Raw genomic sequence first — 18,755 nt, 5'->3', positions numbered from 1 at the left:
GACGGTCAACCCCGGGCCCGGGCCAGGTTGCCCTGGGTCGGAACAGCGACGGCGGACCGGGTGCGACGCAGGAGCAGGACGCCGAAGGTGATGAGCCACACGCTCCAGAGGACGTACCCGGCGAAGTTCGCGGTGTCGACAAGCGGGAGGTCAAGCGGCGACAGCAGTCCGGCGAGGATGAGCACGGCCGACCCGGCACCGAGGATGGTGAACCAGCGACCGGCCAGCGCGCGGTGCAGCGCCAACAGGACGAGCAGCGTCCAGGCCGCGGTGAAGAGGTAGCCGAAGTTCTCGCCGATGACGTTGCCCAACACCCGGTGAGCCGTCTCGAACGTGTCCTCGGCCCGGGCGGCGGTGGCTGGGTCGGAGCTCGCCGCGTCGGCGGCGAAGCCGGGTACGAGCAGGGGCCAGCGGGACAGGCCGATGACCTGGACGGCTGCTGCGGCGATGCCGACGGGGACGGCCACGCGCATGGCCCGGTGGTCCGACAGGCGCCCGACGCCGATCGCGATCGGGGCGAACAGTGCGGCCGAGACGGCCATGACCGTGAACCAGAACGTGACGGCACCCTGGTGCTCGCGGAAGCTGGCGAGGATCTCGCCGGTGGGCTCCTTGAGGACGTCGGGGTAGCTGAACACCGACCCCAGGACGGTGAAGGCCGCGTTGGTCAACACCGCGGCGGCGACGAGGAGGACGGCGGTGGTCTTGCGGTTCATGAGGACTCCTTGACGGTCGGTGCCGGGGCGGTGCCGGCTGAGGTGGGTGCCGCGGAGGTGCCGGCTGGGGTCGCCCTGATGGGCGCGGGACGGGTGGCACCGGCGGCGATCCAGGCCGCCAGGAGACTGTCGGGGTGGTCCAGCAGGTGCTCCCGGGCCAGTGCGCTCACGAGGTCGTGGTCGCCGGCGAGGTGGGCTGCGGCCAGGGCAGCGATCTGTCGGTCGCGAGGCCGCACAGCCGCGGCGGCCGCCCGGGCGAGGTGACCCGGCGTGGTCGGGTCGATGAGGGCGGCCGCGGTGAGCACGAGCGGTTCGGTGGAGGTGGTGGCGCGAGCCAGGATCGCGTCAGCCGCTGCGGGGTTCCCGCTGATGAGCTGTCGGACCAGGCTGTCGTTGTCGTCGGGGGGCATGGAAAGCAGCGTGGCGGGGAGCGCTGGCACCGCGCTGACAGGGCGCTGACACCCCTGTGCGGCGCTGCCACCGCGCCGTATGCTCGCGAGATGCTGACCCTTGCGGTGCTGGGTCCGGTCACCCTGCGCCGGGATGGCGTCGTGCTGGCGGTCCCGGGTGGCAAGACCGCCGAGCTGTTGGTGCGGCTCGCGCTCGAGGCAGGCACGCCGGTACGGGCGGAGCGGCTGCTGGAGGACCTGTGGCCCGACGAGCCGCTGGGTGCGGCGCCGAACACCCTGCAGTCGAAGGTCTCCCGACTGCGGCGCGCCCTGGGTGACGCCACCGCCGTGACGAAGGGGGATGTCGGTTACACCGTGGTGGTGGCGGCGCGGGACGTCGACGCGCTCCACGTCCTCGACCTCGCCTCAGAGGTCGAGACACGTCCCGCCACGCCTGGCCCCGAGCGCGTGATCCGCCTGTGCGACAGCGGACTTGCGCTCTTCCACGGCGACGTGTTGCCGGCCGCGTCCCGCGCCGCGTGGGCTGAGCCCTACCGCCAGCGCCTGGTGCAGACACGTCTGGCGCTCGTGGAGGGCCGTCTCGCCGCGAGGGCCGACCTCGGTGCGGGTGGCGAGCTCGTGTCGGAGCTGGAGGAGCTCGTCGCGACCAACCCGCTGCGCGAGCGCGGGTGGGCGCTGCTCATCACGACCCTCTACCGGGCCGGGCGGCAGGGTGACGCCTTGGCTGCGTGCGCCCGGGTTCGCCGCCTCCTGGCCGACGAGCTCGGCATCGACCCCGGCCCGCAGCTGCGACTGGTCGAGCAGCAGGTGTTGCGTCAGGACCCGGCCCTGGCTGCCCCCACACACCGTGCTGCCGCCACGCACCGGTCTGCCCCCCGCCCGCCCGGGGCGCTGAAGGTCGCCCACGGCATCCTGCCCACGGCACCGGGCTCCCTCATCGGTCGCGCGGTCGACCTCGACCGGCTCGAGTCCCACCTGGGTGAGCGGCGCCTCGTGACGGTGACCGGACCCGCCGGTGTCGGCAAGTCCAGGCTCGCACTCGAGGCGGCACGGCGGTGGACGCGGCCCGGCGGGGCCTGGCTGGCGCATGTCGAGGCGGCGACGGACCCGGCGTCCGTGTGGGCCGTCGTCGGGCAGGCTCTCGGCCTCGACGCTCCGGGCCGGGCGACGGTGACCGACCGGCTGCGCGAGGCGGAGCTGCTCCTCGTTCTCGACGGCTGCGAGCACGTCGCCGACGTGGTCTCCGGCGTCGTCGACTCGCTGCTCGCATCGGCGCCCGACCTGCACGTGCTCGTCACGAGCCAGATCCCCCTGCACAGCGGGGATGAGGGCGTGCTCGACCTGGCGCCGCTGGCGCTGACCGACGCGGTGGCACTGTTCACCGACCGGGCCGCGGGACGGAGGTCGGACGGGACCGGCGGCGACGACAGCAGCCACGCAGTCGAGGAGGTGTGCCGGGCGCTCGACGGCCTGCCCCTGGCGATCGAGCTCGCCGCGGCCCGCACCCGGGTGCTGCCGGTTCATGAGATCGTCCGCCGCCTGGACGACCGGTTCGCCCTGCTGCGTGACCCGACGCGCAACCTCCCGGCCCGCCAGACCACGTTGCGGGCCGCACTGACCTGGAGCTACGACCTGCTCTTCCCCGACGACCAGCGGGGGCTGTGGAGCATCGCCGCGTTCACCGGCGGCGCACCCCTCCCGGGCGTCGAAGCCGTGCTGGCGGCCTTGGACGTTCCGACGGATGCCGGCCTCGACGTCGTCACCCGGCTCGTCGACCGCTCCCTGGCCACCGCCGAGCTCAGCCCACACGGCCCCGGCCGGTACCACCTGCTCGACAGCGTGCGCGCCCTCGCCGCAGAGCGTCTGGGGGAGGCAGGGCTCGCGGACGTGGCCGCAGCCGCACATGCGCGATGGTTCGCGGGGGCGGCAGACCGTGCGCGCTCCGGAGTGCGCGGACCGCAGCAGGCCGAACACCTGGACCTCGCCCGCATCGAACGCGCCAACATCGACGCCGCCCTCGGCTGGTGTGCGACCCATGACCCGCCGCTCGGTGTTCGCATCGCACTCGGCTTCGGGTGGGCATGGGTGATGCTGGGCACCGGCGTCGAGGGCGCTCACCGCGTGCGTCGCGCCTTGCATGCGGCTCCGGCTGGCGACCACGAGAGGTCGGCTGGTCTCCTGCTGTGTGGGTGGTTCGAGGCCTCCGGGGGCAACATCGAGCGCGCCGTCGCCGACCTCGAGGAGGCGATCCGCGTCGGCGACGAGCAGGAGGCCGCCAGGGCCCGGCTCCACCTCGCCTTCGTGCACACCCAGGGCGGGCGTGCCGCCGACGCGCTCACCGTGCTCGACGAGTGCCGTCCGCAGCTGACCCGGTTCGCCCTGGTCTGGGAGGAGGGTGCCAGCTGGCTGCTCGCGGCGTGGGCCCACATCGCCTCGGGAGACGCCGCCGCGGGAGACGAAGCCTGCACCCGGGCGTTGGCGCTGCTACGGCCGCTGGGTGACGGGTGGGCCCTCGCGCACGCCGACGGGCTCCTCGGCGAGCTGGCCCTGCTGCAGCACCACCTCCCCGACGCCATTGGGCACCTCGACCGGGCGGCCACCGCGGCAGGTGCGCTCGGCTTCGAGGCTGCGCAGGCGCACCACCTGCTCAACCTCGGCCGGGCCAGGGACCAGGCGGGAGAGCTCACCGCCGCGCGGGCCTGCCTGGAGCGCGCTGTCGACGTCGCCCAGCGTTGCGGCGACGCCCGCACGGCCGCCGGGGCGCGCACCCACCTGGCGCAACTGCTGCGGGATGCCGGTGAGACCGCCGCCGCGCTGGAGCTGGCCGAGCACGCCGCCGCGTGGTTCGCGGGGGCAGGCGGAGGGGATGGCGCCGCTCTGGCCGATGACGTCCTCGCTGACCTGCGGTCCGACGCCCGGCTCTGAGGAAGCGGGTGTCGACCTCGAGGAGGACCCACGGCGTGGACCGGGTTGGCGGAACAGCGCCGAGCCTGAGACAGGACGACCCCGACACGATGCGGCAGATGTCCCCGGCACCTCTTGGTCGGCAGGCCGATCAGGCCGCCAGTTCGTCAGGTCGCTTCCGGGGCGGTCCTGGAGTCGCCGACCTGGAGCACCTCGTGCACCAGCTCGTAGCGGTGGCTGTAGGTGTCGAGGATGGCGACCCCGGCCGCTGCGAGCGGGATGCCGATCAACGCGCCGAGCGGTCCCCAGATGGCTGCGCCGACGAACACCGCACCGAGCGCAATGGCCGGGTTCACGTCCATGGTCTTCTCGCTGACGCGAGGGGTGAAGATGTAGGTCTCGATCTGCTGGTACACCGCGGCGAAAGCGACGATGGCGGCCGCCTGCCATGGGCTGATGAACACCGTCGCGAGGACGGGGAGGATGACCCCGAGGTAGGTCCCGACGATGGGGACGAACTGCGCGGTGATGCCGGCGAACAGTGCGAGCGGCAACCAGTAGGGAACCCCGATCGCGGCGAAGAAGATGCCGTGGAAGAGGGCGGACGCCGCTGCGAGGACGATCTTGGAGACGACATAGCCGCCGGTCTTGGCGATCGTGATCTCGGTGATCGTCACGAAGACCTCCTGGCCGCGTGGCGGCATCCAGGCAGCGAGAGTGTGGACGAGCCTGGGACCGTCTCCGGCGATGTAGAAGCCGAAGACCAGCACCGTGACGAGGTCGAACAGCACCGAGGACAGGGATCCGACTGCCTCGAGGACGCCGCCCGAGAGAGGACCGGCCCAAGAGGCGACCTGCGCGGGGTCGAGACGCAGCTGGGCGGAGATCGTGGTCGGGTCGAGCGCCGTCCCGAACTGGGTGTTGACCCAGTCGATCACCGTGGTCGTCACCTCGGGTAGGCCGCGGACGAACTCGGTGATCTGATGGAAGAACAGCTGCCCGAAGACCGCGGTCAGGGCGAGGGCGACGAGGAGTGCGCTCCCGCCCATGACGGCGGTCGCGAAGCCCCTCGATCGGCCGCTTTGGACCAACCATCGGATCCCGGGTTCCAGAGCGGTGGCGAACAGCCAGGCCAGCAGGAGCAGGAACAGGAAGTGGCTGAGGACCGAGACGAGCCACAGGAACAACAACAGCCCGGCCCCCAGACCCATGAGGATGAGCCCTGACCGCCAGACCGACGCGCGGTCGAAACTCACCGTGACGTGCAGGCCGTCCCCGGAGACCGGAACCTCGACGGGCGGGGAGGTCTCTGATCGCGACGCGTCGGTGGCGTCCGGTGTCGGCATGGTCATGGTCCGTCCCAGAAGTCCCGAGCGGGTGCCTGCTCGGATGTCGGAAGTCTTCCAGATCCGGTCACAGAACGGCGGACGGCGCTGGCGGTGATGGCGGGCCGACGTTGTGGCGTCCTGGTCGAGTCACTTCTCCACGCGGAACCCCAGCTTGAGGCCCACCTGCCAGTCGGCGACCTGGCCGTCGTCCCCGAGGTGTCCGCGGATCTCGGTCACCTCGAACCAGTGGAGGTTGCGGACCGACTCGCTCGCTGAGGTGAGCGCCTGCCCCACCGCCGCCTCGATGCTCTCGGGCGAGCTTCCGACGAGCTCCGAGATCGCGTACACGTGGTTGGCCATGGGTGCCTCCGGGCGTCGCGCCGGACGCCGGTCGTCCGGCTGTGGCACCAACGTAGACCCGCGACTGCTGGGCCGTCACCAGCGAACGGAGAAGCCGACCGATCCCTGGCCGCCGAGGAAGCTGTTCCGGAAGCCGATGATCCCGTCGCTCACGCGAGCGCGCTTGTGGGTGCCGTGGTAGCTCACCTGCTTGGTGCCGAAGGACGCGTTGAGCGTCGGGGTGCCGTCGATGACGTGGCTGCAGAGCTCGCCGGTCGTGTCGATCTCGAACGACTCACCCGGCGCGACGGTGAGAACGGCGTGGACGCCGGCGGCCTCGCACTGACCCTGGGCAGGAAGGGTGCCGTCGCCCGCCTGGACAGAGAGGCGCATGTACCCGCCGAGCTCGCCGGCGGTCGCGCCTGACATCGCGTAGCCGGTGGTGGTCACCACCGGGGCGCCATCGAAGGCAGTGCGGTCGAACCGGTCTGACGTCGCCGCGTGGGCGGCCGGCGTGACGAGCGTGAGGGCGGCAACGGCGAAGGCCGCGGTGAGGCTGCTGCGTGCGTGCATGGTGTCTCTCCTTGTTCGTGTGGGTGTTCGGGGTTGGGTCCACCGTGCCCAGCGGGTCTTGAGGGTGACTTGGGGCCGAGTTGACGGGGCTGGCCCACCTGGTCCCGGGTCGGGCTGGGGCTCCATGACGTCAGTGGCGGGGTTGCCGTGTCCGGCCGTCTCGCGGGACGCTGGGGGCGGTCCTGAGGGCGGTCTGCGCCCAGTGATGGGCCCGCCCGCACGGGCGATCGCTTCTTGGTGCAGGAGCAGGGTTGGGAGCGTGGTGGACCTCGAGACGACGGTGCGACTTCGGGTTCTCGGCGAGGTCGCGGCCACCATCGACGGCACGGTCGTCGATCTCGGTGGGCGCCGCCAGCGCGCCGTCCTCGCGGCCCTGGCCATGTCGCGAGGCCAGGTCGTCTCCGCGGACCGTCTCGCCGGCTGCGTCTGGGGGGAGGCCCTGCCGGCCAACCCGGCGGCCGCGCTCCAGGCGTACGTGAGCCACCTGCGGCGACGTCTCCAGCCCGAGGCCGCGGCCCGCAGGCGTGACGGTGTCATCGCCAGCGAGGGAGCCGGCTACGTCCTCCAGCTGGCTCCCGACTCGGTCGACGCCTGGTGCTTCGAGCACGCCGTGGACTCCGCGGCGGGTCTCGCACCGGCCGAGGCGATGCGCACCCTCGACGACGCCCTCCGGTTGTGGCGCGGGCCCGCGTACGCGGAGTACGTCGGCGAGCCATGGGTCGAGGCGGAGACCCGGCGGCTGGCCGAGCTGTACGCCGTGGCGCGTGAGCGGCTGCTGGAGACGCGCCTGCAGGTGGGGGACGCCGCAGTGGTCATCGGTGAGCTCGAGGCACTGGTCGCGGAGGACCCGCTGCGCGAGGAGCGGTGGCGGCTGCTGGCGCTCGCCCTGTACCGGGCGCAGCGGCAGGCGGGTGCGCTGGCGGCACTGCGCAGGGCACGCGACACGCTCGCAGAGGAGCTGGGCGTGGATCCCGGACCAGCGCTTCGGGATCTTGAGGCCGAGGTGCTCGCCCAGTCTCCCGCCTTGGACGGGCCGGCCCCGCGCCCCCGGGCGGACCTGCCGGTTGCGGAGGTGGTTCGTGAGTCGGTCGCGGTGGCCGACCTCGTCGACCGTGTCCGCGAGACCACGGAACTGCGGCGGGTGGTGGACGAGCTCACGAAGGGGGAACCCGGTTACGTGATCATCGAGGGCCCGGCCGGCATCGGCAAGTCGCGGCTGCTCGGCGAGGCACTGCGTCTGGCCACGGAGGCGGGGGCCAGGGTTCTGTCCGCGAGGGGCAGCCCACTCGAGCGTTCCTACGGCTTCGGCGCGGTGCGTCAGCTGTTCGAACCCGTCACCAGCGACCCCGTCTCGCGCGAGCCACTGTTCACCGGGGCCGGGTCCGCCGCGAAGCCGGTGTTCGAGGAGGTGGCCGGGGCGGATGCCGTGGCGCAGGGCAGCTTCGCCGTCCTCCACGGTCTGTACTGGCTGACGGTGAACCTCGCCCACGACGGCCCGGTCGTGATCTGCGTCGATGACATCCAGTGGTGCGACAGTGCGTCGCTGCGCTACCTCGCCTACCTCGTCAAGCGGCTCGACGGGCTCGGCGTCCTCGTCGTCCTGGCCCTGCGGACTGGCGAGGAACAACCCGACGACGCGCTGTTGGCAGACCTCGCCCTCGACGCGTCTGTCACCGTGCTCCGGCCCGCACCGCTGTCACCGCAGGCCGCCGCAACCCTCGTGCAGGAGCGACTCGGGACAGGGGCCGACCCGTTCGTCGAGGCCTGCCACCGGATGACCTCGGGCAACCCGCTGCTGCTCCGACAGCTGCTGCGTGCCCTGGCCGATGAGGGCGTCCGGCCCGATGTGTCACACGTGGACACCGTGCGCGCGGTCGGGTCACGAGCCGTCTCGGCCCTGGTGACGCTGCGACTGCGCCGCATGCCGCCCGCAGCCACCGCGGCCGCTCGCGCGGTGGCGGTCCTGGGCGAGGCGGCCGGCCTGCCGACCGTGGCGGCCCTGGCCCAGCAGCCCGAGGAGGAGGTGGCCGCCGCCCTCGACGTCCTGAGCCGCAGCGAGATCCTCACGCACGACCGGCACCTGACCTTCGTCCACCCGTTGGTCCGCGACGCCATCTACGACGACCTCCCCGCGGGCGAGCGTGCGCTGCACCACGACCGGGCGGCCCAGGTCCTGCTCGACCAGGGCGCGACCCCCGAGCAGGTCGCGGTCCACCTGCTGCGGGCACCCCACCGAGGCAGCGCGGCCACGGTCGACCTGCTTCGTGTCGCGGCCGGCACGGCGATCTCGCGGGGGGCGTCGGATGCTGCGGTCGAGCTCCTGCGACGGGCCCTGGAGGAGCCGGTTCCGGTACCGGAGCGTGCCCGCGTGCTCGTTGAGCTGGGTCGTGTGGAAACCCACGTCGACGGCCCCTCCGGGGTCGCTCACCTCACCGATGCGTACCTCGCCCTGGACGAGCCGCACGAGCGCGCGCTCCTCGCGATGGACATCGCTCGTACCCAGGTGTTCGTCTCTCCTCCCGGGGTCGCGACATCGTTCGCGCGCGAGGCGGCCGCGGGCCTGCCGGAGGGTCTCGACGATGACCGGCAGGGGCTGATCGCGCTGCAGCGCATCACGGGTTACATGCACGGCCTGCCCGCCGACTCGTACCGGGCGGGCCCGGTGCCCGAGGTGTCGGGGGAGGGCGACGGGGCCCGGATGCTGGCGGCGACGCTGTCGTACGAGCTGCTGCGCGAGGGCCAGCACCGGGCAGACGCCGTCCGACTTGCCCGTTTCGCGATGGAGGGGGACCGACTCCTGGTGGTGGACAACGGGCTGCTCTGGATCGTGGCCGCCAACGTCCTGCTCCTGGCCGACGACGAGCTGGGCGACTTCTGGGACCGAGCACTGGCCAGGGCCCACGCGACGGGTGGGCTGTTCGCCGCGCTCTCGGTGAACCTGTGGCGAGGCTTCGCCCAGTGGCGCCGCGGCCAGCTCGACGACGCGCTCCAGTCGCTGGACGACGCCGTCGAGCAGCAGCGGGAGTGGGGCATCTCCGGGATCACGTCGACGTACGCCGCAGCCTTCAGGCTCAGCGTCCTCACCGACCTGGGCGACCTTGACGCAGCCACCTCGAGCCTGGAGGCGGGGCGTGCCCTGCCGTGGGTCGGTGAGGGCGGCAGGCTGCTGCGGGAGGCCGCGGCGCGGCTGCTCATCGAGCAGGGTCGACCATCCGAAGCGCTCAGCGAGCTGACCCCAACAGGGGGCCACCCTGCGGTCCCGAACCCCGCTTGGTCGCCATGGCGTCGGGACATGGCCCGGGCCCTGGCCGCCCTGGGGCGCACCGAGGAGGCGGTGGCGTTGGCGAAGGAGGAGGTCGCACTCCAGCGGCGCTGGGGTGCGCCGACGGCGCTCGGGCCGTCCCTGCGGGTGCTGGGGGAGATCCTCGGTGCAGACGGGACGGCTGACCTCCGTGAGGCGGTCGGGCTCCTGGCAGGAACCTGCGCCGTCCTGGAAGAGGCTCGCGCCCAGCTCGCGCTCGGCCGGTCCGTGGGGGTCCCGGACGCGGAGGCGGTGCCCCTGCTCCAAGCCTCGCTCGCCACCGCGCGCGCCTGTGGTGCCCGGGGGGTGGTTCGCGACGTGGTGTCGGCGCTCGCCCACAGGGGGGAGGCCACCGTCGAGGCCGATGACGGCCCTGGTCGCGTCACGAGCCGCCAGCGGCGTGTCACCGACCTGGCAGCGACCGGCCTCGACGTCAACGAGGTCGCCCAACGATTGTTCCTCACACCCGGCACGGTGCGCGCCGTCCTCGAGTCCGCTCAGGGCGCTCCGCCGTGACCAGCCGGAGGCGCTCCGGGCCGGGCTCAAGTTGCCCTCAAGTCGTCGTTGCCATGCTTGCACGCCCCGATCGTGAGGAACCTGATGGTCCCTGAGCCCGCGCCCGTCGCCCCGTCCGGGGCGGAGCTCCTGCGAGGCCTGTGCGGCGGCGCGGTCCACCTGCCCGGGGACGCGTCGTACGACGAGGCACGCCTGCCGTGGAACCTCAAGGCCGACTCCCGTCCCGCCGCTGTGGCCTATCCCGCATTCCCTCACGAGGTGTCCACGGTGTTGCGCGCGGCGGAGGCCGCCGGCCTCAGGGTGGCACCCCAGGGCACCGGCCACGGCGCTCCTCCGCTGGCCGGCCACCTCGGTGACGCCGTCCTCATGCGGACCTCCGCCATGACCGAGCTGCGCGTCGACGCCGCCCGACACACCGCCCGCGTGGGCGCCGGCGTGCTCTGGGGTGACGTGGTGCAACGCGCCGGCCGGGTGCACCTTGCCGCCCTGCACACGTCCAGCCCGGGCGTCGGTGTCGTCGGGTCGTCACTCGGCGGCGGCCTGAGCTGGTACGCCAGGAAGCACGGGCTGCAGTGCGGTGCGATCACGGCCGTCGAGATCGTGCTGGCCGATGGCACCCTCGTCCGAGCGACCGACGAGGTCGACAGCGACCTGCTCTGGGCGGCGCGCGGGGGCGGTGGTGGGTTCGGTGTCGTCACCGCACTCGAGTTCGACCTGCTCCCGGTGAGGACGGCGTATGCCGGGATGCTCGCTTGGGACTGGACGCACGCCCAGCGAGTGCTGACCGCCTGGGGTTCGTGGGCAGAGGAGGCACCCGACTCCGTCACCAGCGTCGCCCGGCTCTTCCAGGCGCCCGATCTCCCGTGGCTTCCCGCAGACGTCAGGGGGCGCAAGCTCGTGATCGTCGACGCCGTCGTGCTCGCGGAGACCGAGACGGCGTCGCGGGTCCTGGCCCCCCTGCGTGCGCTCCGAGCGGAGGTTGACACGTTCGCCGAGCGGCCCGCGGCCTCCGTCGCGCACCTCCAGCTCGATCCCGTGGCGCCGACGGCGGTCTACGCCGACAGCGTCCTGCTCCACACGCTGCCCGAACGAGCCGTCGAGGCGCTGGTCGAGACGGCCGGCCAAGGATCCGGGTCGGACCTGCTGTTCGTCGAGCTGCGCCAGCTCGGGGGGGCGGTGTCTCGACCGGCCCGGCGCGCCGGGGCCCTGGACCGCATGGACGGCTCGGTGCTGGTCCTGTGCGTGGGACTCGACCAGGGAGCCGGCTGGGGGGCCGTGCGCAAGGACGCCGAACGGGTCACCGGAGCCCTTCAGCCGTGGGCGACCGGGTCGGCATACCTGCTCATGGCCGAAGCCGACGTCGACGAGCAGCGTGGCTGGCCGGCCAGCTCCTGGCGGCGCCTCGTCGACATCCGGAGGGCGGCCGACCCCCACGGGCTGTTCCTCCCGCCCCGCCCCGCCACGCAGCAGCGCTGAGGCGGCATCTCAAGACGGCGGCAAGTTGGGCTCAAGGCTCCGGGTTCACGGTGGTGCTGCACCACCACCACGACCACCACCACCATGAAGACCCGGAGGAAGTCATGACCATCGCCGAAACTCCCGTCGCGAAGGACCGCGGCGCACCGTTCGCTGACCTGGACGCCCGCACCCAGGGAACGGTCGCTGTCCCCGGCGACGAGCAGTACGGCCCGCTCGTCTCGCCGTGGAACCTGGCGATCCCGGTGAGGCCTGCAGCCGTCGTCGCCGCGGAGACCGACCAGGACGTCGTCGAAGCCGTGCGCTTCGCGGCGGAGAACGGACTGCGGGTGACCCCGCAGGCCACCGGGCACGGCCCGATGGCCGAGCTCGTGACCGAGCTGCTCGTCACGACCCAACGCCTCGACGAGGTCGTCGTCCACCCGGAGGGCTGGGCTCGGGTCGGCGCCGGTGTGAAGTGGCTGCGGGTCGTCGAAGCCGCCGCCCCCTACGGTCTGGCGCCGCTGTCCGGGTCGATCACCGACGTCGGCGTCGTCGGCTACACGACGGGGGGTGGTCTCGGGCCGATGGCGCGGACCCACGGGCTCGCGATCGACAAGGTGCGCGCCATCGAGGTGGTCACCGGGGACGGCGTCCTGCGCAGGGTCACGCCCACGGAGCACCCCGAGCTGTTCTTCGCTCTGCGCGGGGGCAAGGGCATGCTGGGCATCGTCACCGCGATCGAGTTCGACCTGGTGCAGCAGCCGATGTTCTACGGCGGCTCGTTGTGGTTCGACGGCGCGGACGCGGCGACCGTCATCGAGCAGTGGCTGTCCTGGTCCAACGACCTCCCCGAGCTCGGCACGACGTCCTTCGCGCTGTTCCAGCTGCCGGACATGCCCGGCGTCCCGTCGGAGCTCGCCGGCCGGCTCACCCTGTCGGTGCGCTACGTGTGGACCGGCGACGCACACGAGGGGGAGCGACGTTTCGCCGACATCCGCGGCGCAGCCCCGGTGATCCTCGACGACGTGTCCCACAAGCCGTACACCGCGATCGACTCCGTGCACACCGACCCTCTGGACCCGACGCCGGCGTACGAGGTGGCGGCCGTGCTCACCGACTTCCCTCGGGAGGCGGTCGATGCGCTGCTGGCGCTGACAGGACCGGGGGTACCGTCGCCGCAGGTGTTGGTCGAGGTGCGACAGCTGGGCGGGGCGTTCGCCCGCGGTGGTGAGCACCCCAGCGCCTTCGCCTCACGGCAGGCCGCGTACTCGCTCCTGATCGTCGGGATCTCCGAGGTCCCCGGGGTGGAGGAACACGCGACCGCGATCCTGCAGGCCATGGGTCCGTGGACCGGCGGCTACCGGCTGCCCAACTTCACCTTCACCCCGAAGGAGTACACCGACGCCTACGACGACGTGACGCTCGCGCGACTGCGCCGGGCCATCCGCACCTACGACCCCGACGGCGTCATGGCCATCGGTGGCGTGCTCACCTGACGGGTGCGGTCGTGGGCTCGGGCGCTGACCATCGCCAGCGCGACACTCGTGAAGGCTGCCGCGGTGAGCACGGGGACCCGGGCTGGTTCGTCCAGACCGGTTGCCAGGTGGAGCCGCGGGTCCCCGGCACGAGACCGAGGAAGGAGGCGACGGCGGCGACCAGCGGCCATGGCCACAGCCTGGCGAGCCCACGCCGGGCCTGCCCGCGCGACGCAGGCATCGGCTTGTCGATGCGCGTGGCGAGGACGCCTGCCAGGCTCCCGATCAGCGGCGGGCCGAAGCCTCCGCCGACGAGGAGCAGCGGCACCGACAGCGCGATCAGGACGACCCCACCGTGTTCCGGTCGGCGAAGCCGACCGCCCACACGCCGACGGCCAGGGCGACGATCACGGCAGGGGCGCCAGTGACGAGCAGGTTCGGCACGACGGACATCGCCGGCTCGCCGCCAACAGGTTCGAACGCCGGCGTCCCCTCCCACGACCGGAACACCCATGACGGCGGCGCGTGCCGGCCCTGTCGGACCTCTCCGATGCCATGCTCGACGCCAGCGAATGCCGCGGGCGCGCCCAAGGTGCCCACGGTCGTCCGGGTTGCACTCGGCGAGCCGGGGCGTCGAGTGTGCCCGCGCGAACCACCTACGGTCATCATCTCCATCGACGTGGACCTCGCTTCCTGACGAAGCCGCTCACCCGCTGCTTGCGCGCCGGCGTTCGAACGCAGGCAAGCCGCTCAGGTTGGGGACTCGGCGAGCTCGTCGGCGATCGTGCGAGCCCAGGCGTCGACGTCGTCCCAGTCCCGGAAGTCGCCCTCCGGCAGAGCCTCCCGGGCCGCTGGGAGCGTCCTGAGTGCCCGCTCCGCGAGACTCAGGGTCTTGGGGTCCAGCGCGCCGAAGAACACACGGTGCCCACGCGCATCGAGCGCATCCAGCAGTTCGGGCAGTTCCTTGGGCTCCGCGGCGGTACGGCTGTCCTGCCCATGGCTGTCCGTCGCGCTGGTGCCGACCGGGCCGCTGCTGAACAACCACGTCGGTTCCTTCGTGGTGACCCTGCCGAGTCGGCGGACGAACTCGGAGGCGTCCCTGAGCCAGTGCCCGAGATAGGTGGCGCTGCCGATCACGAACGCGTCGTACCCCCTGCCGTCTTCGACGTCTTCCACGCTGCGAACATCGACGTGGAAGCCGGCCGACTCCAGTGACCGCCCGATCCGCTCGGCGATGCCGGCGGTGGCACCGTGCTTGCTCGCGTACACCACGAGAATGCGCATGACGACCTCCCTGTCGACGCCGAAGCCTGTTGGTGGAGTGGACGTCAACGACCCCAACCCACCAAACGACCTCTCGGCGGACGGTTCTCGGGGCCTTCGCGGGATCACGAAGCCCTCACGTCCACGCTAGATCCGCCGGGCGACGGGACAGCAGGACCTTGGACCCAGGGTGTGTCGGTGCAGTCCTCGAGGAGTTCGCCGATGACCCGGCGCGCCTCTGACGCAGCAGCGTCGTCATGGTCGTCCACGGCGTTGGCGAGGTCCCGCAACGACTGCCACAGGGCCCATCCGCGACCTCGCCTCCACGTCGAGGCGTCGATGTCGAGTCCTTGGCGGAGGAGCTGACGACCGGCGCGGTCGAGCAGCGTCCAGGCGATGGCAAGGTCACAGGACGGGTCACCGACACCGCAGGTGCCGAAGTCGATGACCGCGGCGAGCCGGCCCTCGTCCAGCAACACGTTGCCCGGCGCCAAGTCACCGTGGAACCACACGTCCACCCCGTCCCAGCGCGCGGCCAACGCGTCGTCCCATGCCGCTGCAGCTTCGCCGACGTCGAGGAGACCTTCGAGCTCGGCCAGAGCGCCCCTGACGATCGAGTCGTAGGTGCGCAAGGTGCCCCGCGGAACCAGTTGTGGGTGCCGGGCTGCGGCCCGTCGGTGGCGTCAATGCTTCGCAGGGCCCGAAGGAAGTCGGTGAGGTCTTCGGCGATCCCCATCGAGTCGGTGATCTGGCAGGGGTCCGCAGTGGTGCCAGAAATCCAGCGATAGATCGACCACGGGAAGGGGTACCCCGCCCCTGGCTGGCCAAGGCCCACCGGGTGCGGGATCGACATGGGCAGCTGCCCGGCCAGCCGCGGGAGCCAGTAGTGCTCCTTCTCGACAGCCAGCGCGTACTCCGCAGCGCTCGGGAGGCGGACGAGCAGGGCCTCCCCGAGGTGAAAGGTGACGTTGTCCCACCCAGGCGTCTCGACCGGCCTGATGAGCCGTCCTGACCACTAGGGGAACTGCTCCTCGACGAGGAGACGCGCGGTCTCCAGGTCCACGGTGAGCCTGTCGGGGACCGGGCCGAGGTCTGGCACGTCCGTGCTCGACGTGTCGGTCTGCGGGCTCATGGGGTGGCACGCTACCGAGTGGAGTGCGCACGAGACGACGCTCACCACCCACGGCCACCTGTGGCCGGATGCCGACGAGTCCTCACGAGCCGCCGTGGCGCTGGCGCTGAATGCTCGGGAGGACTCGTCACGTGCTGCGAGAGGAACCTGAGCCTCTGACCTGCGGTTGTGTTCAGATGCCGTCTTCCTTGGCCACGACATCTGGCACCCCCGGCGCTGCTCAGATGTCGCCTGACCTGCGACCCGGAACCGCTCGCCTGCTTGCAGGCATGCGCGACCTGATCGCCCAGCACACGCCATGACGACCGCGGCCACCGCAGTGTCGGCGAGTTCCTCCTCGACGTCGACCACATCGCACGCGATGTCCTCATAGACGTGTCGGATCTCGACGCCGCGGCCATGCTCCGCACCTGGGGTGAGGTCGTGCAGACCGCGTCAGAACTCTGGCAGACACTCCCCAGCGCCCCGGCGGCCGCGACCCCTCGCGCGCGGCGCGCAAGCGCAGACCCAATGGTGCAGGTCGTTGTACTTCGCGCTCCACGGAGTGCACCTCGCCGTCGTGGGGCACGCGCGCCTGCTCGAGCGCGCGGCGAAGGCCACGGGTCGGGCGGACGTCGGCCGAGGGTGGGCCGAGTTTGCTGCTCATAGTCCGCGACCCGGTTCACCCGCTCTGACCACGGCTGCCGCCGAGGTCCGAGCCACCCTGCGGGAGATCACCATCGACGGCTCCGTCAAGGCGGCCCCCGACGCGGTTGCAGCCCGGACCGACCTGCAGGCTGCGGGGCGCACCTTCGGCGTCCTTCGTCCACATCCACCGAACTGGCACAGTTGATCAGTGATGTGACCCTTGACCCCGGCGTCACCTTCCCGCTCGAGCGGACAACGCGGCCGCTGCAGCCGCATGCACAGCTCCCGATGTCAGGACGGTCGCCGGCCTGGGAGACGCAACGCGGGTGGACATCAAGGACCTCACGATGAACCGACCAATCCCGCTGTCGGACCGGGTCCGGCGCCAAGGTGGCCGTGGGCGCTAACGCGCTGATGGACCCACCCGCGCGGCTGCCGACAGCGGGGTCTGGCTCGTCACCAAGCGCATGACACCCCAGCTTCGTGAGACCGCCCGCCCTCCTTCCCCGCCCGGGCTGCCCCCGCGGTCACTCGCAGCCGGGGCGCGTGCCGTTGGTCGTCACCGTGAGCTATCGCGTCCGGACGTTCCCGGGCGGTCTCCGACCAGAAGTTCAATCGTCGGCGCCGGTCCGGGCTGGCGTCGCCCATGACGCGAGCAGCCTCAACCGTTCAGCGGAGGGGGAGCCAGGTTCGGCGGTGTAGATGAACAGGGCTAGTCCGGGTTCGGCGGTGATGGCCAGCTCCTCATAGGCCAGCGTGACCTCTCCAATGACGGGGTGGTGGAAACGCTTGGTGCCGGTGCCGTGTTTGCGGACATTGTGGGCGGCCCAGAGCCGGCGGAAGGTCTCACTGCGGGTGGACAGTTCGCCGACCAGGTCCTGAAGGCCACGGTCGTGGGGGTCGCGGCCGGCGTCTGCGCGCATGTTGCCCACGCACATCTCGGCGAACAAGTCCCAGTCGGGGTAGAAGTCGCGGGACGTGGGGTCGAGGAACTGGAAGCGGGCTAGGTTGGGCAGCCGACCGCCGTCGCCGATCACCGGCGAGTAAAACGCCCGGCCCATGCTGTTGGTGGCGAGGATGTTCTGATGTGCGTCCCTCACGAAGCCGATGCCGTCTGTGATGGCCTCGAGGGTCCAATGAAGGCTGGGTCGCGTGGCCTTGCCAGGCGTTCGACGACGGGATCGACCTGAGGTGGGGACGCCGTCAGCTGCGCGGGCCAGGTCCAAGAGGTGGGCTCGCTCGGTCTCGTCAAGCTGCAGGGCACGTGCGAGGGCGTCGAGCACGCCGGCGGAGGCGCCGCCGAGCTGCCCCCGCTCGAGACGGGCGTAGTACTCCACACTGAGGCCAGCAACGGCGGCGACCTCGCTGCGTCGCAACCCCTTGACCCGCCGGGTGCCGAACGTCGGCAGCCCAGCCTGCTCGGGGGTGATGCGGGCGCGGCGAGTGAAGAGGAACTCGCGTACCTCTGCTCGGTTGTCCACGTCGTCAAGGGTATGCCGGGTCCGAGGCCGGCCCGAGCCGTCAGGGGTGCCCTGCCAGTGCACCCATCGACAGGGACTCCCGCGCCACGAAGCCACCGGGTTGACTCGATGTCGCGCGGCAATCCGGTCCGCGTTGTGCGCATCAAAGGAGTGCAAGCGATGAAGACAGCGATCTTCAACGGCAAGGGCGACATCTCTGTCGAGGAGCGCCCGAAGCCGATGGTCAGCGAGCCGACTGACGCAATCGTGCGCGTCGTGCTGGCCTGCGTCTGCGGATCGGACCTGTGGTGCTACCGCGGCGTCTCTGACCTGCCCCACGGCTCCGTGGGGCACGAGTTCATTGGCGTCGTCGACGAGATCGGCAGCGGAGTCGGCGAGTTGGCAGTGGGTGACTTCGTCATCTCTCCCTTCACGTGGAGCGACGGCACCTGCGACAACTGTCGGGCCGGATTCCACAGCGCCTGCGTGCACGGTGGCGTCTTTGGGCAGGGCTTGGACGGCGACGGTGGCCAGGCCGAGTTCGTCCGTGTGCCGCAGGCCGACGGAACCCTCGTCAAGGTCTCGGGCGCCGACTTCAGCGACGAGACGATGGCCTCTCTCCTCGCGTTGAGTGATGTCATGGCCACCGGCTACCACGCCGCGGTGAGCGCCGAGGTCACCCCGGGTGACACCGTCGCGGTCATCGGTGACGGTGCCGTCGGCCTGTGCGCGGTGCTGTCGGCCAGGATTCTGGGCGCCACGCGCATCATCGTGCTGGGTAGCACAACTGAGTCCCGCCACGCGCTGGCTCGCGAGTGGGGCGCGACCGACATCGTCACCGCCCGGGGTGACGAGGGAGTCCAGCAGCTCAAGGAGCTCACTGATGGTTACGGCGCCGACGCTGTCATGGAATGTGTCGGCGGCAAGCTCGCGACGGACACCGCATTTGCCATCGCCAAGGCCGGCGCCGTCGTCGGCCGTGTCGGGATGCCGCACGACGCCACGATCGACGCCAACGTTCCCTTCTTCCGCAACATCGGGACACGAGGCGGGCCCGCGCCCGCGCGCCACTACCAGCCACAGCTGATCGAGGCCGTCCTCGCGGGCGAGATCAACCCCGGGAAGGTCTTCGACCTCACGGTCGACCTCGACCACATCGCCGAGGGCTATGCCGCGATGGACGAGCGACGGGCGATCAAGGCGCTGGTCAAGGTCAGCGACGTGGCGTCACAGCCAACCGTCTGAAGTGCCAG

General features: G+C 71.6%; 13 protein-coding genes and 1 pseudogene. 5 read left to right on the top strand and 9 right to left on the bottom strand.

Annotated elements, in window-relative coordinates:
• Positions 1-5: 5 nt before the first annotated feature.
• On the bottom strand, positions 6-716 hold the full coding sequence (locus AC3EU2_RS00275; protein WP_488177748.1) for a DUF4386 family protein: 711 nt from the start codon (positions 714-716) through the stop codon (positions 6-8).
• A complete protein-coding gene (locus tag AC3EU2_RS00270) occupies positions 713-1,126 on the bottom strand; it encodes a hypothetical protein (RefSeq protein WP_488177747.1) in 414 nt (137 codons plus the stop codon). Before AC3EU2_RS00270 ends, AC3EU2_RS00275 begins: the two co-directional genes overlap by 4 nt.
• A 90-nt stretch (positions 1,127-1,216) precedes the next feature.
• On the opposite strand from AC3EU2_RS00270, the gene AC3EU2_RS00265 reads away from it, so the two are divergent.
• Positions 1,217-4,051 carry an AfsR/SARP family transcriptional regulator gene (locus AC3EU2_RS00265; RefSeq protein WP_488177746.1) on the top strand — a complete coding sequence of 945 codons (2,835 nt, stop codon included), beginning with the start codon at positions 1,217-1,219 and terminating at the stop codon, positions 4,049-4,051.
• Between the two features lie 146 nt (positions 4,052-4,197).
• Here AC3EU2_RS00265 and AC3EU2_RS00260 read toward each other — a convergent pair whose 3' ends face one another.
• From AC3EU2_RS00260 to AC3EU2_RS00250, 3 genes are all read right to left on the bottom strand, one after another.
• Positions 4,198-5,382, bottom strand: coding sequence for an AI-2E family transporter (locus tag AC3EU2_RS00260; RefSeq protein ID WP_488177745.1), 1,185 nt, complete (start codon positions 5,380-5,382; stop codon positions 4,198-4,200).
• 123 nt (positions 5,383-5,505) lie between these two features.
• Positions 5,506-5,718, bottom strand: coding sequence for a dodecin (locus AC3EU2_RS00255; protein WP_488177744.1), 213 nt, complete (start codon positions 5,716-5,718; stop codon positions 5,506-5,508).
• 75 nt (positions 5,719-5,793) lie between these two features.
• Positions 5,794-6,270 (bottom strand): hypothetical protein, encoded by a 477-nt coding sequence (locus tag AC3EU2_RS00250; protein ID WP_488177743.1) that lies wholly within the window; start codon positions 6,268-6,270, stop codon positions 5,794-5,796.
• 259 nt (positions 6,271-6,529) lie between these two features.
• Between AC3EU2_RS00250 and AC3EU2_RS00245 the strand changes: the two genes are divergently transcribed.
• From AC3EU2_RS00245 to AC3EU2_RS00235, 3 genes are all read left to right on the top strand, one after another.
• Positions 6,530-10,087, top strand: coding sequence for an ATP-binding protein (locus AC3EU2_RS00245; RefSeq protein WP_488177742.1), 3,558 nt, complete (start codon positions 6,530-6,532; stop codon positions 10,085-10,087).
• A gap of 84 nt (positions 10,088-10,171) precedes the next feature.
• Positions 10,172-11,563, top strand: coding sequence for an FAD-binding oxidoreductase (locus AC3EU2_RS00240; RefSeq protein WP_488177741.1), 1,392 nt, complete (start codon positions 10,172-10,174; stop codon positions 11,561-11,563).
• 104 nt (positions 11,564-11,667) lie between these two features.
• Positions 11,668-13,041, top strand: a complete 1,374-nt coding sequence (locus AC3EU2_RS00235; RefSeq protein WP_488177740.1) for an FAD-binding oxidoreductase — start codon at positions 11,668-11,670, stop codon at positions 13,039-13,041.
• Between the two features lie 729 nt (positions 13,042-13,770).
• Here AC3EU2_RS00235 and AC3EU2_RS00230 read toward each other — a convergent pair.
• The 4 genes and pseudogenes from AC3EU2_RS00230 to AC3EU2_RS00215 all read right to left on the bottom strand — a co-directional run bounded on the left by AC3EU2_RS00230 (position 13,771) and on the right by AC3EU2_RS00215 (position 17,523).
• Complete coding sequence (locus AC3EU2_RS00230; RefSeq protein WP_488177739.1) at positions 13,771-14,304, bottom strand: flavodoxin domain-containing protein; 534 nt, start codon at positions 14,302-14,304, stop codon at positions 13,771-13,773.
• Between the two features lie 104 nt (positions 14,305-14,408).
• Entirely contained in the window at positions 14,409-14,915 is a 507-nt protein-coding gene (locus AC3EU2_RS00225) for a phosphotransferase (RefSeq protein ID WP_488177738.1), read from the bottom strand.
• Between the two features lie 74 nt (positions 14,916-14,989).
• Positions 14,990-15,226: pseudogene (locus AC3EU2_RS00220) on the bottom strand (phosphotransferase); the annotation flags it as partial.
• A gap of 1,427 nt (positions 15,227-16,653) precedes the next feature.
• The gene (locus AC3EU2_RS00215; RefSeq protein WP_488177737.1) at positions 16,654-17,523 is read right to left on the bottom strand and encodes a helix-turn-helix transcriptional regulator; all 870 of its coding nucleotides are present in this window, start codon (positions 17,521-17,523) and stop codon (positions 16,654-16,656) included.
• Positions 17,524-17,682: 159 nt separating this feature from the next.
• On the opposite strand from AC3EU2_RS00215, the gene AC3EU2_RS00210 reads away from it, so the two are divergent.
• Positions 17,683-18,747, top strand: coding sequence for a zinc-dependent alcohol dehydrogenase family protein (locus tag AC3EU2_RS00210; RefSeq protein ID WP_488177736.1), 1,065 nt, complete (start codon positions 17,683-17,685; stop codon positions 18,745-18,747).
• The last annotated feature ends 8 nt before the right edge of the window (positions 18,748-18,755 follow it).

It is taken from the genome of Knoellia sp. B-D-2 (genome assembly GCF_057714695.1).
This window is presented reverse-complemented; position numbering and strand designations above follow the sequence as displayed.

Bases quoted from the DNA above. Each gene is read 5' to 3' on its own strand.
- AC3EU2_RS00275 (WP_488177748.1), bottom strand. From the start codon at position 716: ATGAACCGCAAGACCACCGCCGTCCTCCTCGTCGCCGCCGCGGTGTTG.
- AC3EU2_RS00270 (WP_488177747.1), bottom strand. From the start codon at position 1,126: ATGCCCCCCGACGACAACGACAGCCTGGTCCGACAGCTCATCAGCGGG.
- AC3EU2_RS00265 (WP_488177746.1), top strand. From the start codon at position 1,217: ATGCTGACCCTTGCGGTGCTGGGTCCGGTCACCCTGCGCCGGGATGGC.
- AC3EU2_RS00260 (WP_488177745.1), bottom strand. From the start codon at position 5,382: ATGACCATGCCGACACCGGACGCCACCGACGCGTCGCGATCAGAGACC.
- AC3EU2_RS00255 (WP_488177744.1), bottom strand. From the start codon at position 5,718: ATGGCCAACCACGTGTACGCGATCTCGGAGCTCGTCGGAAGCTCGCCC.
- AC3EU2_RS00250 (WP_488177743.1), bottom strand. From the start codon at position 6,270: ATGCACGCACGCAGCAGCCTCACCGCGGCCTTCGCCGTTGCCGCCCTC.
- AC3EU2_RS00240 (WP_488177741.1), top strand. From the start codon at position 10,172: ATGGTCCCTGAGCCCGCGCCCGTCGCCCCGTCCGGGGCGGAGCTCCTG.
- AC3EU2_RS00235 (WP_488177740.1), top strand. From the start codon at position 11,668: ATGACCATCGCCGAAACTCCCGTCGCGAAGGACCGCGGCGCACCGTTC.
- AC3EU2_RS00230 (WP_488177739.1), bottom strand. From the start codon at position 14,304: ATGCGCATTCTCGTGGTGTACGCGAGCAAGCACGGTGCCACCGCCGGC.
- AC3EU2_RS00210 (WP_488177736.1), top strand. From the start codon at position 17,683: ATGAAGACAGCGATCTTCAACGGCAAGGGCGACATCTCTGTCGAGGAG.